Below are 14873 nucleotides of genomic sequence, written 5' to 3' on the forward strand. Positions count from 1 at the left end.
GGCGCCCCTACCCGATGGCGCCGATCCGGTCGAGCACCTGCAGCAACGTGTCCCGGCTGTTCTTCTCCAACTCCTCGCTGCTCCACGCCTCGTGCAGGGTGACCGTGGTCCCGTCGTGCAGGGTGAGGTCGGCCCGGGTCGGCACTCGCTTGCGCACCACGACCGAGGCGATCTCCTCGTACGGCAGGAAGTGGTTGGTCTTCGCGAGCATGGCGACCGGCGCGGAGCCGACCAGCGCCCGCAGCCGTTGCCGGCCCTGGTCGCTCTTGCCCGGGTTGCCGACGAAGACCAGCCCGCGGTCCAGTACCAGCAGATCGTGGTCGCCGCCGTTGACCTTCACGTTGGCCAGCGCGCCGACCAGGTCGGCGCCGTCCGGCGTCACCTGGCGGGCGACGATGGTGGCCCGCTCGACCCGGATGCCGAGCCCGGCCAGCCGGGTCAGCGCCTCGTCCAGGGTCTGCGGCGACACGGCGAGTGCGGCGATGCCGTCCAGATCCAACGGTTCACCGGCGGTGTCGATCAGCTCCGCTGGGCCGGACCAGGAGTGCCGCCAGATCGCCGCCCCGGAACTGACCGCCGCGTTGCGCAGCAGCAGCGCCATCGGCTCGGCGAACCGCTGTGCCGCCTCCCGGCGGGTGGCACCGGCGAAGAACTGCTCGGCGAACTCCCCGAGCCGCCCGGCGCGCACCAGCTCCAGTACGGCCGGCAGGCCCACGTCGGCCGACCGGGTGAACCGGCCGACCGCCCGGTAGATCACATCGGCCTCGCGCTGGACCCCGACCGCCACCGCGGCCGAGGTGAACTGCGGCCACGGCAGCACCGTGCGCTGTCCCAGGGTGATCGCCGACGCCTGCAACCGCCGGCCCACCCCGACGACGTCGCCGACCAGTACGGCGGCGGGGCGGTCGTCGGGCACGAAGGCGGTGGCCTCCGGGGCGGCCGAGATGACCGCGATCCGCTCGCCGATCGGTGGGTGGGTGTCCCATCGGGACGGGGTCTTGTCCGGCTCCTGCGCGCGGATGTCGTCCAGCTCCTGCTTGCGGGCGGCGACCAGGTCACCGAAGCCGCCGAAGAAGTCGTCCGGCGCGTAGCCGGCGTCCCAGCCCGGCTCGACGTACCGGCGGAAGTAGAAACCCCAGGCGGCGTCCAGGACGGGCAGCTCGCGCAGCGCGGAGGCGGCGGCGGCGCGACCGGCCAGCCGGACCGCGGCCCGGTCGGCCTCCAACTCCTGGCTCCGCGACGCGGCGTTGTCGACCAGCAGGTAGAGCCGGGCGTAGCCCTTGAAGACCCAGCCGATCGGGTTGTACGGCCCGATCCGGGCCAGGGTGCCGCCGATCGCCAGCCGGCCGCGGTACGCGACCGCGCCGAACCGGGTGTGCCGCCCGGAGTAGTGGCCGAGTTCGTGCGCGAGCACCGCCCGGAGCTGGTCCACGCTCATCGCCTGGAGCAGCGGCAGCCCGACGTAGAGGATCCGCCGGCCGGCGACCAGGCCGAGCAACTTCGTGTCCTCGCTGACCGCGGCGTTGACCTCAGGCACCACCCGGATCTCGTCCGGCATCCGAGTGCCCACCGCGGTGGCGAGTTCACGCACCGCGCCCCACAGCCGCGGCGCCTGGTCCGGTCCGAGGATCAGACCCGGTTCCGGCTCCGACTTCGCCCGGATCGCCCGCCACAGGGCCACGGCCACCGCGCCGAGAGCGGCGAACAGCGGGATGGCCAGCTTCACGGCGACGACCGAGTGACTCTCGACGCCGAGCCAGACCACCAGCGCCCCCACGGCGGCCAGTTGGGCCAACGCCACCAGATAGAACCCGGCCAGCATGACCACCGACGCCAGGGCGCGGTATGTGGCGACCATCGTCTCGTCCTCCCCCGTACGCGCGCCCGGTCCGACCCGGGCGGCGCAGGGACCTTATGTCGGTGATCTTCGCCGGACAAGGTACTTCCGGCCGGTGTCCGGCCAGCCGTACGATTCGCGTTCCGTTGGGCCCGCACGCGTCGCGCCGGCCCCACGGAGGGCCCTTCGGCGGATACCGTGGCCCGGTGACCGCCCGGGACGCCATCGCCGATCTGCGCCGCATCGCCTTCCTGCTGGAACGGGCGAACGAGGCGACGTACCGGGTGCGCGCGTTCCGGTCGGCGGCCAAGACCCTGGCCGAGTTGCCGGCGCGGGAGGTGGCCGCCCGCGCCGAGGCCGGGACGCTGACCGAGCTGTCCGGGGTCGGTGACGTCACGGCCCGTACGGTCACCGAGTCGTTGCGCGGCGAGGAGCCGGTCTACCTGCGCCGGTTGGCGGCGACCGAGGGCACCGACCTGACCGAGGAGGCCGCGGCGCTGCGGGCGGCGCTGCGCGGCGACTGCCACACCCATTCGGACTGGTCGGACGGCGGTTCGCCGATCGAGGAGATGGCGCTGGCCGCGGTCGAACTGGGACACGAGTACCTGGCCCTCACCGACCACTCGCCCCGGCTGAAGGTGGCCCGCGGCCTGACCGCCGACCGGCTGCGCCGGCAGTTGGACCGGGTGGCCGCGGTCAACGACGCGCTGCCGGCGGGTTTCCGCCTGCTCACCGGCATCGAGGTGGACATCCTCGCCGACGGGTCGCTGGACCAGAGCGACGACCTGCTGGCCCGGCTCGACGTGGTGGTCGGCTCGGTGCACAGCGGCCTGAACGACGACAAGGCGAAGATGACCCGGCGGATGGTGACCGCGATCGGCAATCCGCACCTGGACATCCTGGGCCACTGCACCGGCCGGATGGTCACCTCCCGACCGCCCGGCGTCGAGGGCGCCGGCGACCGGGGGCACCGGCGGCGCAGCCGGCCGCCGAGCAGCTTCGACGCGGACGCGGTCTTCGGCGCGTGCGCCGAGCACGACAAAGCCGTCGAGATCAACTCACGGCCGGAGCGGCAGGACCCGCCGAAGCGGTTGATCCGGCTGGCCTTCGAGGCCGGTTGCCGGTTCGCGGTCAACACCGACGCGCACGCCCCGGGTCAGCTCGACTGGCAGCGGTTCGGCTGCGAGCGGGCCGCGCTGTGCGGCGTGGGGGCCGACGCGGTGGTCAACACCTGGCCCGCCGAGCGACTGCTCGACTGGACCGCCGGCCACGGTTCCTGACCGCTGCGCTCGGGTTTCCGGGTACGCCGGCCGAACAGTCCCTGGGCGGTCGCCACCCCGAGCAGCACGATCAGCGCGCCCGCCGGTTCGTACCAGGTGAGCCGCTCGTCCAGCACCAGCACGCCGACCAGCACCGCGAAGAGCGGGATCAGGTAGGTGACCATCGAGGCGGTGCTCGCGCCGACCAGCCGGATGTTCCGCAGGTTGATCACGAAGGCCAGGCCGGTGCCGAGCGCGCCGAGCAGCAGCACGCTGACCACCACGTCGAGCGACAGCCGGGTCGGAACCGGCGGTGGGCCGGCGAAGATCGGCGCCAGCACGGCCAGTTGCAGGATCGCCATCAGCAGCTGGGCCGTCGTGATCGACACCCCGGAGTCGGTCCGACCGGCGACGAACCGCTTCTGGTACGGGATGGCCACGCCGTAACAGGCGGCGGCGCCGAGGCACATCAGTTGGCCGGTGAACTGGGCGCCGCCCAGGCCCTGCCAGACGCCGAGCACCACCAGTACGCCGGCGAAGCCGAGCAGCAGCCCGACGGCCCGGCGCGCGGTCATCCGCTCGGTACGGAACAGGAAGACCGCGAGCGGCAGCACCACGAGCGGAGTGGTGGCGTTCCAGATGCCGGCCAGCATCGAGGCGACCCGTTGCTCGCCGAAGCCGAACAGGGTGAACGGCAGGACCACCCCGACCGCCGCCACCACGGCCAGGTGGGCCCAGGTCCGCGGGTCGCGGGGCAGCCGGTCCCGGCGTACCACCAGCACCACCAGCAGGGCGAGGGCGCCGGCCGCCACCCGGCCGAGGGTCACGTAGAGCGGGTGCAGTTCGCGGACGCCGATCTTGATGAACAGGAAACTGGAACCCCAGATCGCGCCGAGGGCGAGGAAGCCCGGCAGCCAGGACCGAAGTCCGACCTTGTCAGGAGCACTTGCCGTAGTCACCCCTGACACTCTGCCGCAGGGGTACGACAACGTCGCGGGTTTTTCCCACCCTGTGTCCGGCGACACGGCGGCACCGGCGGGCCGCACGTCGTGGGCCGCCGAAGAGCCCGCACGTCGCAGGTCACCGGCGCACCGGGGTCGTCACGTAGGGTCTGGCGGGTGGGAAGAATCGATGACATCGCCAACCGCTACGTCGCCGACTGGGCGCCACTCAACCCGACCGGCGCCACCTACGTCGGAATCGACGGGTACGACGACCAACTGGTCGATCTGTCGCCGAACGGGTTCGCCGCCCAGGCCGAGTTGACCCGGCGCACGCTGGCCGAGCTGGACGTGACCGAGCCGGACACCGAGTCCGAGCGCATCGCCAAGGAGGCCATGCAGGAACGCCTCGGCCTCGACCTGGCCCGCTACGACGCGGGCGAGACCGCCAGCGAGGTCAACGTGATCGCCAGCGGGTTGCACGAGATCCGCTCGGTCTTCGACCTGATGCCGACCGAGGGCGAGGCGGCGGTGGCCAACATCGCCGCCCGGCTGAACCGGTTCGCCGGCGCGCTGGAGGGCTACAAGACCACCCTGCGGACCTCGGCCGACGCCGGACACGTGAGTTCCCAGGCACAGCTAATCGAGGTCGCCAAGCAGTGCGACATCTGGACCGACCCGGCCGGCGACAACTTCTTCCACGGCCTGGTCGAGCGGCTCACCGCCGACGGGGCGCTCGGCGCCGAACTGCGGAAGGGCGCCGCCGCGGCGACCGCCGCGACCGCCCAGTTCGGCACGTTCCTGCGCGAGGAGATGGCCCCGCGCGGGCGGGAGAAGCAGGCCGCCGGGCGCGAGCGTTACCAGCTCGCCTCGCAGTACTTCCTCGGCGCCCGGATCGACCTGGACGAGACGTACGCCTGGGGCTTCGCCGAACTGGCCCGCCTGGAGGCGGAGATGCGGACCGTGGCCGCGCGGATCGTCGGACCGGGCGCGAGCGTGGACGACGCGGTGGCCGCCCTCGACGCCGACCCGGCCCGCAAGATCCAGGGCAAGGATGCGTTCCGGGACTGGATGCAGGCGCTCGCCGACAAGGCGATCGAGGAGCTGCACGGCACCCACTTCGACATCCCGGAGCAGGTCCGCCGGATCGAGTGCTGTCTCGCGCCGACCAGCGACGGGGCGATCTACTACACGGGTCCCAGCGAGGACTTCTCCCGCCCCGGCCGGATGTGGTGGGCGGTGCCGCAGGGCATCACCGACTTCTCCACCTGGCGCGAGGTGACCACCGTCTACCACGAGGGCGCGCCCGGCCACCACCTCCAGGTCGGCCAGACCGCCGTCCGCGCCGAACTGCTGAACCGGTGGCAGCGGCTGCTCTGCTGGGTGTCCGGGCACGGCGAGGGGTGGGCGCTCTACTCGGAGCGGCTGATGGACGACCTGGGTTACCTCGCCGACCCGGGCGACAAGCTGGGCATGCTGGACGCGCAGGCGTTCCGGGCCGCCCGGGTGATCGTCGACATCGGCATGCACCTGGAGCTGGAGATCCCGCGGGACAACCCGTTCGGCTTCCACCCCGGCGAACGGTGGACGCCCGAGCTGGGCTGGGAGTTCCTGCGGGCGCACTGCCGGGTGCCGGACGAGAACCTGCGGTTCGAGCTGAACCGCTACCTCGGCTGGCCGGGGCAGGCGCCGGCGTACAAGGTCGGCGAGCGGATCTGGCTGCAGGCCCGGGACGACGCGAAGGCGCGCAAGGGAGCCGACTTCGACCTGAGGGTGTTCCACCGGGACGCGCTCAACCTGGGCTCGATCGGGCTGGACCCGTTGAAGGCCGCGCTCGACCGGCTCTGACCGGAAGCGGGCCGGCGCCGCAAGGGGTCGGCGCCGGCCCGCCGGCCCGGCCGTCCGCGGTACGGGCTCCCGGACGGCGGCCTGCTCGACTCAGGGCAGGCCGGGGATCAAAGAGCAGGCCTGGGATCAGGGCAGGGTCAGGTCGAGCTTGGGCTTGGCGGTCAGCGTGTGGCACTGGACGTAGGCGAGCTGCATGTCGGGGTCGTCGAAGACCACGTCGAACGGCACGGTGATCGGGATGCCGTCCGGCGGGATGGGCAGGTCCGGGGTCAACGTGACCTTGATGCCCAGCACCGGGATCCGCCCGACGAACCGGGTGGCGTAGAACGCGACGTCGCCGTCGACGGTCAACGCCTTGGTCTTGAACAGCAGGCCCGGCTTGCCCGGCACGTCCAGCGTGAAGTCGTCCGTGACGGCCCGGCTCATGCTGAACTTCAGGGCCCGCAGCGTGCCGCCGCCCTCGGTCGGCAGCTCCACGATGCCGGCCAGCCGCAGCTTGCTCATCGTCACCTTGGAACCGGTGAGCCGGGACGGCACCTTGGCCACCGGCGGCTGGTCCTCGTCGGTGGCGATCAGCGGTGCCGGCTTGCCCGCCTTCGGTACGGGCTGCTTGGCACCGGGCTTCGGCTGGTTCGGCTGCGCGCAACCGGGCCGGCTCTGCTGCCCACCGGATGCGGTCGGTGTCGGGCTGGCGGCCCGGGCCGACGCGCCGGCCGACCCGCTCGGGGTCGGTGCCGCGCTCTCCTTCGCCGTTCCGCCCCCGAAGATGCCGACGATGCCGTCCACGATGTCGGTGATGATGTTGCCGTTCGACTCTTTCGCGTTCGGGTCGGGTGTCGGGCTGATCTCCTGGCCCGGGGTCGGCGTCACCGGTGGCGTCGCCGCCGGGGTCGGCCGGGCGGTGCTGGGGCAGCCGGGCACGGCGGCGTACGCGGGCAGGGCGTTGTGCGCGACGACCGCCCCGGCCAGCGACAGGCTGGCCGCGAGGAAGATCGCCACGTAGAGCGGAGGGGTCCGACCCGACCGCCGCTCGGTCGGCGCCGGGCCGCCGGCCGCGCCCTGGTCCGGGTCCGGCCAGTACGTGGAGTGGTGCTCGCCGCGGGTCTCGTCGTACCCGGTTCCGTAACCGGCGCCGGCGCGGTCGCCGCCGTGGTCCGGGCGGTCGCCGGTCGCGGTGTCGCCGGGTGCCGGTTCGCGCAGCGGGTTGCGTGGCGCGGGCAGCGTGTCGTGCAGCAGGTCGGCCGGCGCCCGGTCACCGGCCGACGGTACGGCGGCGACCGGCCGGTCCGGTTCGTCGCCGGCCGGCCAGCCCTGGTTGCCGTCGAGCAGTCCGTCGACCCCGGTGTCGGGTTCGGGCTCCGCCGGCGAATCGGCGATGGCCGGTCGGACCGGGGCGAGCGGTGTCCAGGCGAAGCCGAGCGCCGCGCCGACCATGCCGATCAGCAGGCCGATGAAGAAGCCGCCCAGGTTCACCGCGATCAGCGAGAAAACCGCCGTGACCGAGCCGACGACGGCGTAGAACATCCGCTGCTGGGGGGTGAACCAGAGCAGCATCCCGCAGGCCACCAGGATGGTGGGGATCAGCCAGGACAGGAACCCGGTGGGTCCCATCTGGAAGCTCAGCCCGGCGAGGCTCATCTGGGTGGTGGCGAAGATCTCCACACCGGACACCGCCAGCAGCAGACCGCCCCAGAAGGGTCGCGTCCGCCGCCAGTGGCGGAAGGCCGACCAGCCCCGGGTGAACGTTCCCGGCCGGTCGGGCCGGGCGTCGGCGGTTGTCACGTACGTCCTCCTGGGTGCGGTTCGTTCGGCGGACCGGTCGGGGGCTCGTGGCGGGCGCCCGCCACGAGCCCTCGGGTCAGCTCAGAAGCATTCCTTGCCGTCGGTCTTGACGACCAGCCGCAGACCGGTGAGGGAGAACTGCGCGGCACTGGTGTAGCGGGCCACCTGCCGGAGATCGGTGATGGTGACGGTCTTGGCGCTCTGCCCGAAGGAGCCCGGCGCGCCACCCAGGGCGCCGGCGTCCCGGCCGATCTTGATGTCGTCGAAGACCGCCTCGCCCTCGAGCGAGTCCATGTCGATCAGCATGTTCTTCGCGATGGCCGGGTTTTCCTTGCCGCCGGTGCTGCTGCCGGCCCTGATGGTGAGCACGACCGGGGTGCCCGGCACGGCGACCGACTGGCACAGGTCGTACAACTTGGCGGTGCCGATCGAGGAGACCGCGACCGGGTGGTGGCCCTTGCCGAGCGGGTTGTTCGGGTCGGCGCCCTCCTCGTCCGCGATCCCGCCGTACTGGGTGAAGCCGTCACCGACCAGCTTGGAGGCGCTCACCTTGAACGTCTGGCCGGAGACCGTGATGGACGCGGCGAGCGCGCCGTTGCTGATCCCGAAGACCACGGCACCGGCCAGGGCGGCCGAGGGCACCATCATGGCGGCGAACCGCCGCCATCTGGTACGCCCCTGCACCTGCGTGTCTTGACGATCCTGCACGGGTCCTCCTTGATGCGGTTCGCCCGACGCGGATCGGCACCGATGACGGTGGGGCGTGGGCGGTCTGAGGGACGCCGCGGGCCGACGGGGGCGCGTGGTCCGTCGCGTACTCATCGGTAGCCGAGGCGTGCGCCCGATATTCTCGCGTCCGCGACGTGGCTCACAACCCCCTTGCTACTGACCGGTAACTGGGCTAGTGGCCGGAGATCGCCCAAGGTGACCCTGAGTGCGGTCGGGTCGACCGGGCCAGCCCGGTCAAATCGCCGCAATCGACGCCGTGAGCCGTTACCCGGCGTTCCAGAGCGTCGCGATACGTGTTTGTTGCGATTCAGTAACGAGCACCTGTAGTTCGCATGAATGTCCGTTCGGTGGATGAGCCGGCCAACTCCTCGGCGTCGGTCGCTGGACAGGCAGGTCATCGACCGGTCGGCGACGGACGTGGGACCGGATGCCGGGGACGGCCGTGGCGACCGTCCCCGGCGCCGTCGTCAGTGGACGGACGAACGGAACCGGCGCAACCGCAGCGAGTTGCTGACCACGAACACCGAGCTGACCGCCATCGCGGCCCCCGCGATCATCGGGCTGAGCAGCCCGAGGACGGCCAGCGGTAGGGCCGCGACGTTGTAGGCGAACGCCCAGAACAGGTTCCCCCGGATGGTGCCCAGCGTCCTCCGGGACAGCCGGATCGCGTCGACCGCGGCCAGCAGGTCACCGCGGACCAGGGTCAGGTCGCTGGCCTGGATCGCCACGTCGGTGCCGGTGCCCATGGCCAGGCCCAGATCGGCCTGGGCCAGCGCTGCCGCGTCGTTGACCCCGTCGCCGACCATCGCGACCACCTTGCCGTCGGCCTGCAACCGCTTGACCTCGTCCACCTTGTCGGCGGGCAGCACCTCGGCGATCACCCGGTCGATGCCCACCTCCGCGGCGACCGCCCCGGCGACGGTGGCGTTGTCGCCGGTCAGCAGGACGGGCGTCAGGCCGAGCGCGCGCAGCCCGGCCACCGCGGCCCGGCTGGTCGGCTTGACCACGTCGGCGACGACAAGCGCACCCCGGACCCGGCCGGCCCAGCCGACCAGCACCACCGTGCGGCCGGCCGCCTCGGCGGCCTCGGCGGCGTCGCGTACCTCGTCGGGCAGTTCCAGGCCGTGCTGCCGCATCAGCCGGTGCCGGCCCACGACCACCGCGCGCCCAGCGACGGTGCCGGTGACGCCGAGCCCTTCGGCGTTGGCGAACCCGGTCACCGCCGGCAGCCCGGCACTCCCGGAGCCGGCCCGCGCGCCGGCGACCACCGCCCGGGCGATCGGGTGCTCGGACGCGCTCTCCAGCGCCGCGGCGATCCGCAGCACCTCGCCGGCGTCCTCACCGTCGGCGGTACGCACCTCGACCAGGGTCATCTTCCCGGTGGTGACCGTGCCGGTCTTGTCCAGCACCACGGTGTCCACCCGGCGGGTCGACTCGAGCGCCTCCGGCCCCTTGATCAGGATGCCGAGCTGGGCGCCCCGGCCCGTGCCGACCAGCAGCGCCGTCGGGGTGGCCAGGCCCAACGCGCACGGGCAGGCGATGATCAGTACGGCGATGGCCGCGGTGAAGGCGGCGGTCAGCCCCGCGCCGGCACCGATCCACCAGCCGAGCGTCCCCACCGCCAGCGCCAGGACCACCGGTACGAAGACACCGGAGATCCGGTCGGCCAGCCGCTGCGCCTGCGCCTTGCCGGTCTGCGCCTGCTCCACCAGGGTGGCCATCTGCGCCAGTTGGGTCTCCGCGCCGACCCGGCTGGCGGCCACCACCAGTCGCCCACCGGCGTTGACGGTGGCACCCACCACCGGATCCCCGACCGCCACCTCCACCGGCACCGACTCGCCGGTCAGCATGCTGGCGTCCACCGCCGAGGAACCCTCCTCGACGATCCCGTCGGTGGCGATCTTCTCGCCGGGACGGACCACGAACCGGTCGCCGACCGAGAGGTGCCCGATCGGTATCCGTACCTCGGTGCCGTCGCGCAGGACCGCGACGTCGCGCGCGCCGAGTTCCAACAGCGCCCGCAGCGCGGCACCGGACCGGCGCTTGGCCCGGGCCTCGAAGTAGCGGCCGGCGAGCAGGAACAGGGTGACCCCGGCGGCGGTCTCCAGATAGATGTTGCCGGCACCGTCGCCGCGGGTGACGGCCAGACTGAACGGGTGGGTCATGCCCGGCATGCCGGCCGTGCCGAGGAACAGGGCCCACAGCGACCAGCCGAACGCGGCCAGCGTGCCGACCGACACCAGCGTGTCCATGGTGGCCGCGCCGTGCCGCAGGTTGGTCCAGGCGGCCCGGTGGAACGGCCAGCCGCCGTACACCACTACCGGTGCGGCGAGCGTCAGCGAGGCCCACTGCCAGTAGGTGAACTGCCAGGGCGGGACCATCGCCAGGGCGATCACCGGCACGGTGAGCACCAGCGCGACCAGGACCCGGGTGCGCAACCCGCGCAGGTGCGCATCGGGCTCGGTGACGGTGTCGGCGAGTTCCTCGGGGACGGCGGGCGCCGGGAGCGGCGGCAGTTCCGCCGTGTAGCCGGTCCGCCGGACCGTCTCGATCAGCTCGTCCGGGGTGACCGGTGCGGCGTACTCGACGCTCGCCTTCTCGGTTGCGTAGTTGACCGTCGCGCTGACCCCGTCCAGCCGGTTCAGCTTCTTCTCGATCCGGGACGCGCAGGAGGCGCAGGTCATCCCGCCGATCGCCAGCTCGATCCGGCTGGCCGGAGCCGACCGGGAGGTGGCACTGGACGTCATCACTTCACTCCCGTCAGTCATGCCCGTGCCCGGGTCCACCGTGCTCCCCGGCACCCGGGGTCGTCCCGGCACCGGGGGTCGTCCCGGCGGGTTGGTCGGCCGGGGTCGGCACCGCGCCGGCGAACATGGTGAACTCGGCGGTGCGTACCCGGCCGGCGTGCTGGAAGTCCAGGTAGAGCCGGTACCCGCCGGCCGACGGCACGGAGGTGTGGAAGGTGATCGCCGGTCCCGGCGCGGTCCGCCCGTCGCCGGGCGCCCCGTCCGGGTGTACGTGCAAATAGGCCAGGTCACCGGCGCGCAGCACCACCAGGTGCCCGTACGCCCCGAGGTAGGGCTCCAGGTCGGTGACCGGCCGACCGTCCCGCTCGACCGTCAGGGTCAGCCGGGCCTCGGCGCCGGGCCGCAGTTCCCCGTCGAGCCGGACCGTGTAGCCGTCCACCCCGGCGGTACGGGTCGGTGCCGGCAGCTCCACCGGCCGGTACGTCCCCGCCGCGGGCAGATCCACGCCGAGGGTGAGCGCCCGGTCCAGCCCGGCGGGACGGAAGTCGGCGAAGACCCGGTACTGACCGCCGCCGGCCAGGGCACGCAACGGCGTCGACCAGGTGCCGTCCGCGGCCCGGGTCGGGTGCACGTGCTGGAATCCGGTCAGGTCCCGCCGGGCCACGATCAGGTGCAACTCCTTCTCGTGCGTCTCGACGTACCGGGTGACCGGCGCGCCGTCCGGTCCGACGATCCGGAACCGCAGGTCGGTCGGGTGGTCGGTGGACAGGCCGGCGGTGAGCGGTTCGAGCCGGTAGCCGTCCTGGGCCAGTTGCAGGCCGCCGGGCAGGTCGACGGGCTGGTCACCGGCGGCCGGCGCACCGGAGTGACCCGTACCGTGGGCCGCCTCGCCGCCGTCGTCGTGGCCGCCCGACCGGGCCTCGGCCGCCGGACCGGGCGGGCCGCCCAGCGCGCCGCCGAGTCCCCAGGTGGCCCCGAAGACCAGGGCCAGGCCCACGGCGAAGGCGCCGAGCCGGACCGGCGTCCGGTCGAACGCGCCGGGCCCGGCCGGCACCCTCACGACCGGTCCGCCAACTCATAGCCGGCCTCGTCGACCGCGGCCCGGACCGCCGCGTCGTCCAGTGGCTGGTCGCTGGTCACGGTCACCGCGCCGGTGGCGAGATCGACCTGCACGTCGGTGACCCCGGCCAGTTGGCCGACCTCGCCGCTGACGGCGCTGACGCAGTGGCCGCAGGTCATTCCGGTGACGGTGTAGGTCTTGGAGGCCATGGGTCGTTTCCTTTCGCAGAACGGACGCCCGGACGGGACCGGGCCGACTCCACCCACTCTACCCCTACCCCCCAGGGGTATCAACCGGATCGGCCGCGCCGAGTCCCCCGTCACTCCCGCCGGGTGCCTCCTCCGTCAGCCAGGCCCGCAACAGCCGCCGGTCGATGGAGTCCACCCGGCCGAGCCGGTGACCCGCGGCCGCCCGCTCACGCAGCTGCTCGCGGCTGAACCACCGGGCCTCGACCAGCTCGTCCCGGTCGACGTCCACCCCGATGTCGGCCGCCACCGCCCGGAAGCCGACCATCAGGCCGGCCGGGAACGGCCACGCCTGCGAACCCTGGTAGGTCACGCTCGACAGCCGTACGCCGGCCTCCTCCGCGACCTCCCGGCGGACCGCGTCCTCCAGGTTCTCCCCCACCTCGACGAAGCCGGCCAGCAACGAGAAGGAGTCCGGCCCGGCCCCGGCGTGCCGGGCCAGCAGGCACCGCGGCGGCGACTCCGGCGACTCGATCAGCACGATGACGGCGGGTTCGATCCGGGGGAACAGCAGGCGCCCGCAGGCGGCGCCCCGACAGGCCCGCACGTGCCCGCCCGCGCGGACCTCGGTCCCACCGCCGCAACTGCCACAGAACGCCTGCTGCCGATGCCAGTGCAGGATCCCCCGGGCGTACGCCTGGACCGCCGCCTCGGCCGCCGACAGGTCCCCCACCACGGCCCGGACGTCCACCGCGCGATCCGCGCCGGCCAGTGCCAGCGCCCGTTCCTCCGGCGCCGACGACAGGTCCACGGCGAACACGCCCCGGCCGTCGTCCAGGCCGAGGAACACCGGCTCGGCGGCGGCCGCCAGCAGGTCACCGGCCGTCCCCACCCACAACCGCACGGGTACGCCGTCGGCGGTCACCAGACACCGGTCCCGCCAGACCGGGATCACCCGGGCGCCGGGATCGGCCAGGGTCGCGGCGAGCCAGTCCGGATCGGAACGCAGCCCACCGGCCCGGTCCAGCCACCCCCCGGTGTACGTCAACACAGATTCGTCAATTGCCACCCGCCCACCGTGCCACGTCGTCGAGGCGACCCCCCGCCCAGGTCCATCCGGGTTGACTTCAAGTCGACTTCAGGCCGCAGGCTGCTGAGCATGGCTGATTCGACTATCGACGAGGCGTACGAACGGATTTCCCGGACCGGACCGGAACGCGCGGGTTGGTTGTCCAACCACGCGCCGATGGCCGCGGAGTCCCTGGTCCGGGCCGGACGGGCCGACCTGGTGCACCGGTGGCTGGACGGGTACGCCGACCGGATGGAGGAGCGGCCGCGCGGCATCGCCCGGATCGCGGTGGACCAGTGGCGGGACCCGCTGGGGGATCCGGTGCGGACCGGCGACTGGCTGCGCTACTTCGAGCGGGAGCTCGCCGACGAGCCGTGGCGCGACGTGCTCGTCCGCTGGTGGCCGCGCCTGCTGCCGGGCATCGCGGCCGGCGCCACACACGGTGTGATCCGGGTCGGCCACGCGGTGCGGGCCCTGCTCGACGCCGAGACGCCGGCCCGGGTTACCGAACTGGGTCAGGGCCTGGCCTACTGGGCCGCCCGCTGGCAACCGCTCGCCCCGGCCGGCGCCGGCCCCTACGGCAGCGACGATCCACGCGCCGCGCTGGACGCGGTCCCCCGGGTACCCGACCAGCGGTACGGCATCCGGCACCGGCTGGCCCAACTGGCCGACCTGCCGGACTGGCCGGCGAGTGCGGCGGCCGTACCGCGCGCCGAGCAGACCGATCCGGCGGTACGGCTGGCCGCCGTCGTCGACGCGGCGGTGCTCCGCGTCGGCACCCACGGACACGGCGACACCATCATGCTGGTGCACTCGGCGACCGCTCCCAACGCGGTGTTGCGCACCCTCCCGGCCCTGCCGCGCCGGCTGTGGCCGGCGAGCCTGGCCGCCGGCTGGGCGGCCACGGCGGCCGTCACCGCCGCGTACGCCCCGGCGGTCGGCCGGCCCGCGCCGGTGGCCGGACCGGGCTTGGACCCGGACTCCGTCCTGTCCCGGGCGGTCGCGACGGGGGACCCGCACGCGATCAAGTTCGCCGACACGGCCGTCGACACGTTCCGGCGCGGCGGCGATCGTGCCGCCCTGGCCACCGCGGCGCAGGTCGCGACCGACCTGGCCGACGACTGACCGGGACGCCGAGGGAGTCCGCGCCGGCTTGGCCGAGGCGCGGCCCTGATCGGGAAGAGGCGAAAACGAGAAACGGGCCACCCGGAATGGGCGGCCCGTTCTTCGTTGTGGCGCGAACGCAGTCGAGGGCCGGCCCTGGTGGGGGCGGCCCTCGACTGGAATGGTTGTCCGGCGGTGTCCTACTCTCCCACACCCTCCCGGGTGCAGTACCATCGGCGCTGGAGGGCTTAGCTTCCGGGTTCGGAATGTTGCCGGGCGTTTCCCCTCCGCTATGACCGCCGTAACTCTATC

The 14873-nt window shown here is 73.2% G+C and carries 10 protein-coding genes, 1 rRNA gene and 1 pseudogene; 3 read left to right on the forward strand and 9 right to left on the reverse strand.

Features of this window, described 5'->3' with window-relative positions:
• Positions 1-7 precede the first annotated feature (7 nt).
• Positions 8-1858, reverse strand: coding sequence for a M48 family metalloprotease (locus ACFOX0_RS28565; protein ID WP_377551824.1), 1851 nt, complete (start codon positions 1856-1858; stop codon positions 8-10).
• 185 nt (positions 1859-2043) lie between these two features.
• On the opposite strand from ACFOX0_RS28565, the gene ACFOX0_RS28570 reads away from it, so the two are divergent.
• A complete protein-coding gene (locus ACFOX0_RS28570) occupies positions 2044-3117 on the forward strand; it encodes a PHP domain-containing protein (RefSeq protein ID WP_377551826.1) in 1074 nt (357 codons plus the stop codon).
• Between the two features lie 62 nt (positions 3118-3179).
• Here the strand turns inward: ACFOX0_RS28570 and ACFOX0_RS28575 are convergent.
• Positions 3180-4142 (reverse strand): annotated as a pseudogene (locus ACFOX0_RS28575) (DMT family transporter); the annotation flags it as partial.
• Positions 4143-4214: 72 nt separating this feature from the next.
• Here ACFOX0_RS28575 and ACFOX0_RS28580 point away from each other — a divergent pair.
• Entirely contained in the window at positions 4215-5885 is a 1671-nt protein-coding gene (locus ACFOX0_RS28580; RefSeq protein WP_377551828.1) for a DUF885 domain-containing protein, read from the forward strand.
• A 126-nt stretch (positions 5886-6011) separates the two neighbouring features.
• On the opposite strand, the gene ACFOX0_RS28585 is transcribed toward ACFOX0_RS28580, so the two are convergent.
• The 6 genes from ACFOX0_RS28585 to nudC form a co-directional block, all read right to left on the reverse strand.
• A complete protein-coding gene (locus ACFOX0_RS28585) occupies positions 6012-7667 on the reverse strand; it encodes a DUF6114 domain-containing protein (RefSeq protein ID WP_377551830.1) in 1656 nt (551 codons plus the stop codon).
• Between the two features lie 81 nt (positions 7668-7748).
• Positions 7749-8375 (reverse strand): DUF6230 family protein, encoded by a 627-nt coding sequence (locus tag ACFOX0_RS28590; protein WP_377551832.1) that lies wholly within the window; start codon positions 8373-8375, stop codon positions 7749-7751.
• Between the two features lie 488 nt (positions 8376-8863).
• A complete protein-coding gene (locus ACFOX0_RS28595; protein ID WP_377551834.1) occupies positions 8864-11143 on the reverse strand; it encodes a heavy metal translocating P-type ATPase in 2280 nt (759 codons plus the stop codon).
• A 13-nt stretch (positions 11144-11156) separates the two neighbouring features.
• Positions 11157-12203, reverse strand: coding sequence for a hypothetical protein (locus ACFOX0_RS28600; RefSeq protein ID WP_377551836.1), 1047 nt, complete (start codon positions 12201-12203; stop codon positions 11157-11159).
• Positions 12200-12412 carry a heavy-metal-associated domain-containing protein gene (locus tag ACFOX0_RS28605; protein ID WP_377551838.1) on the reverse strand — a complete coding sequence of 71 codons (213 nt, stop codon included), beginning with the start codon at positions 12410-12412 and terminating at the stop codon, positions 12200-12202. The genes ACFOX0_RS28600 and ACFOX0_RS28605 overlap by 4 nt, the downstream gene beginning before the upstream one ends.
• 64 nt (positions 12413-12476) lie before the next feature.
• The gene (gene nudC, locus ACFOX0_RS28610) at positions 12477-13457 is read right to left on the reverse strand and encodes an NAD(+) diphosphatase (RefSeq protein WP_377551840.1); all 981 of its coding nucleotides are present in this window, start codon (positions 13455-13457) and stop codon (positions 12477-12479) included.
• Positions 13458-13547: 90 nt separating this feature from the next.
• Between nudC and ACFOX0_RS28615 the strand changes: the two genes are divergently transcribed.
• Positions 13548-14582: a questin oxidase family protein gene (locus ACFOX0_RS28615; RefSeq protein ID WP_377551842.1), complete on the forward strand. Its 1035-nt coding sequence runs from the start codon at positions 13548-13550 to the stop codon at positions 14580-14582.
• A 166-nt stretch (positions 14583-14748) separates the two neighbouring features.
• Here the strand turns inward: ACFOX0_RS28615 and rrf are convergent.
• A 5S ribosomal RNA gene (gene rrf / locus ACFOX0_RS28620) occupies positions 14749-14865 on the reverse strand.
• Between the last annotated feature and the right edge of the window lie 8 nt (positions 14866-14873).

Source organism: Micromonospora zhanjiangensis, from assembly GCF_042650605.1.
In the GTDB taxonomy this organism is placed as follows: Bacteria; Actinomycetota; Actinomycetes; order Mycobacteriales; family Micromonosporaceae; genus Micromonospora_J; species Micromonospora_J zhanjiangensis.

Excerpts from the sequence above, each read along its gene's own strand:
- ACFOX0_RS28565 (WP_377551824.1), bottom strand. The coding sequence starts at position 1,858 with ATGGTCGCCACATACCGCGCCCTGGCGTCGGTGGTCATGCTGGCCGGG.
- ACFOX0_RS28595 (WP_377551834.1), bottom strand. The coding sequence starts at position 11,143 with ATGACGTCCAGTGCCACCTCCCGGTCGGCTCCGGCCAGCCGGATCGAG.
- ACFOX0_RS28605 (WP_377551838.1), bottom strand. The coding sequence starts at position 12,412 with ATGGCCTCCAAGACCTACACCGTCACCGGAATGACCTGCGGCCACTGC.
- ACFOX0_RS28615 (WP_377551842.1), top strand. The coding sequence starts at position 13,548 with ATGGCTGATTCGACTATCGACGAGGCGTACGAACGGATTTCCCGGACC.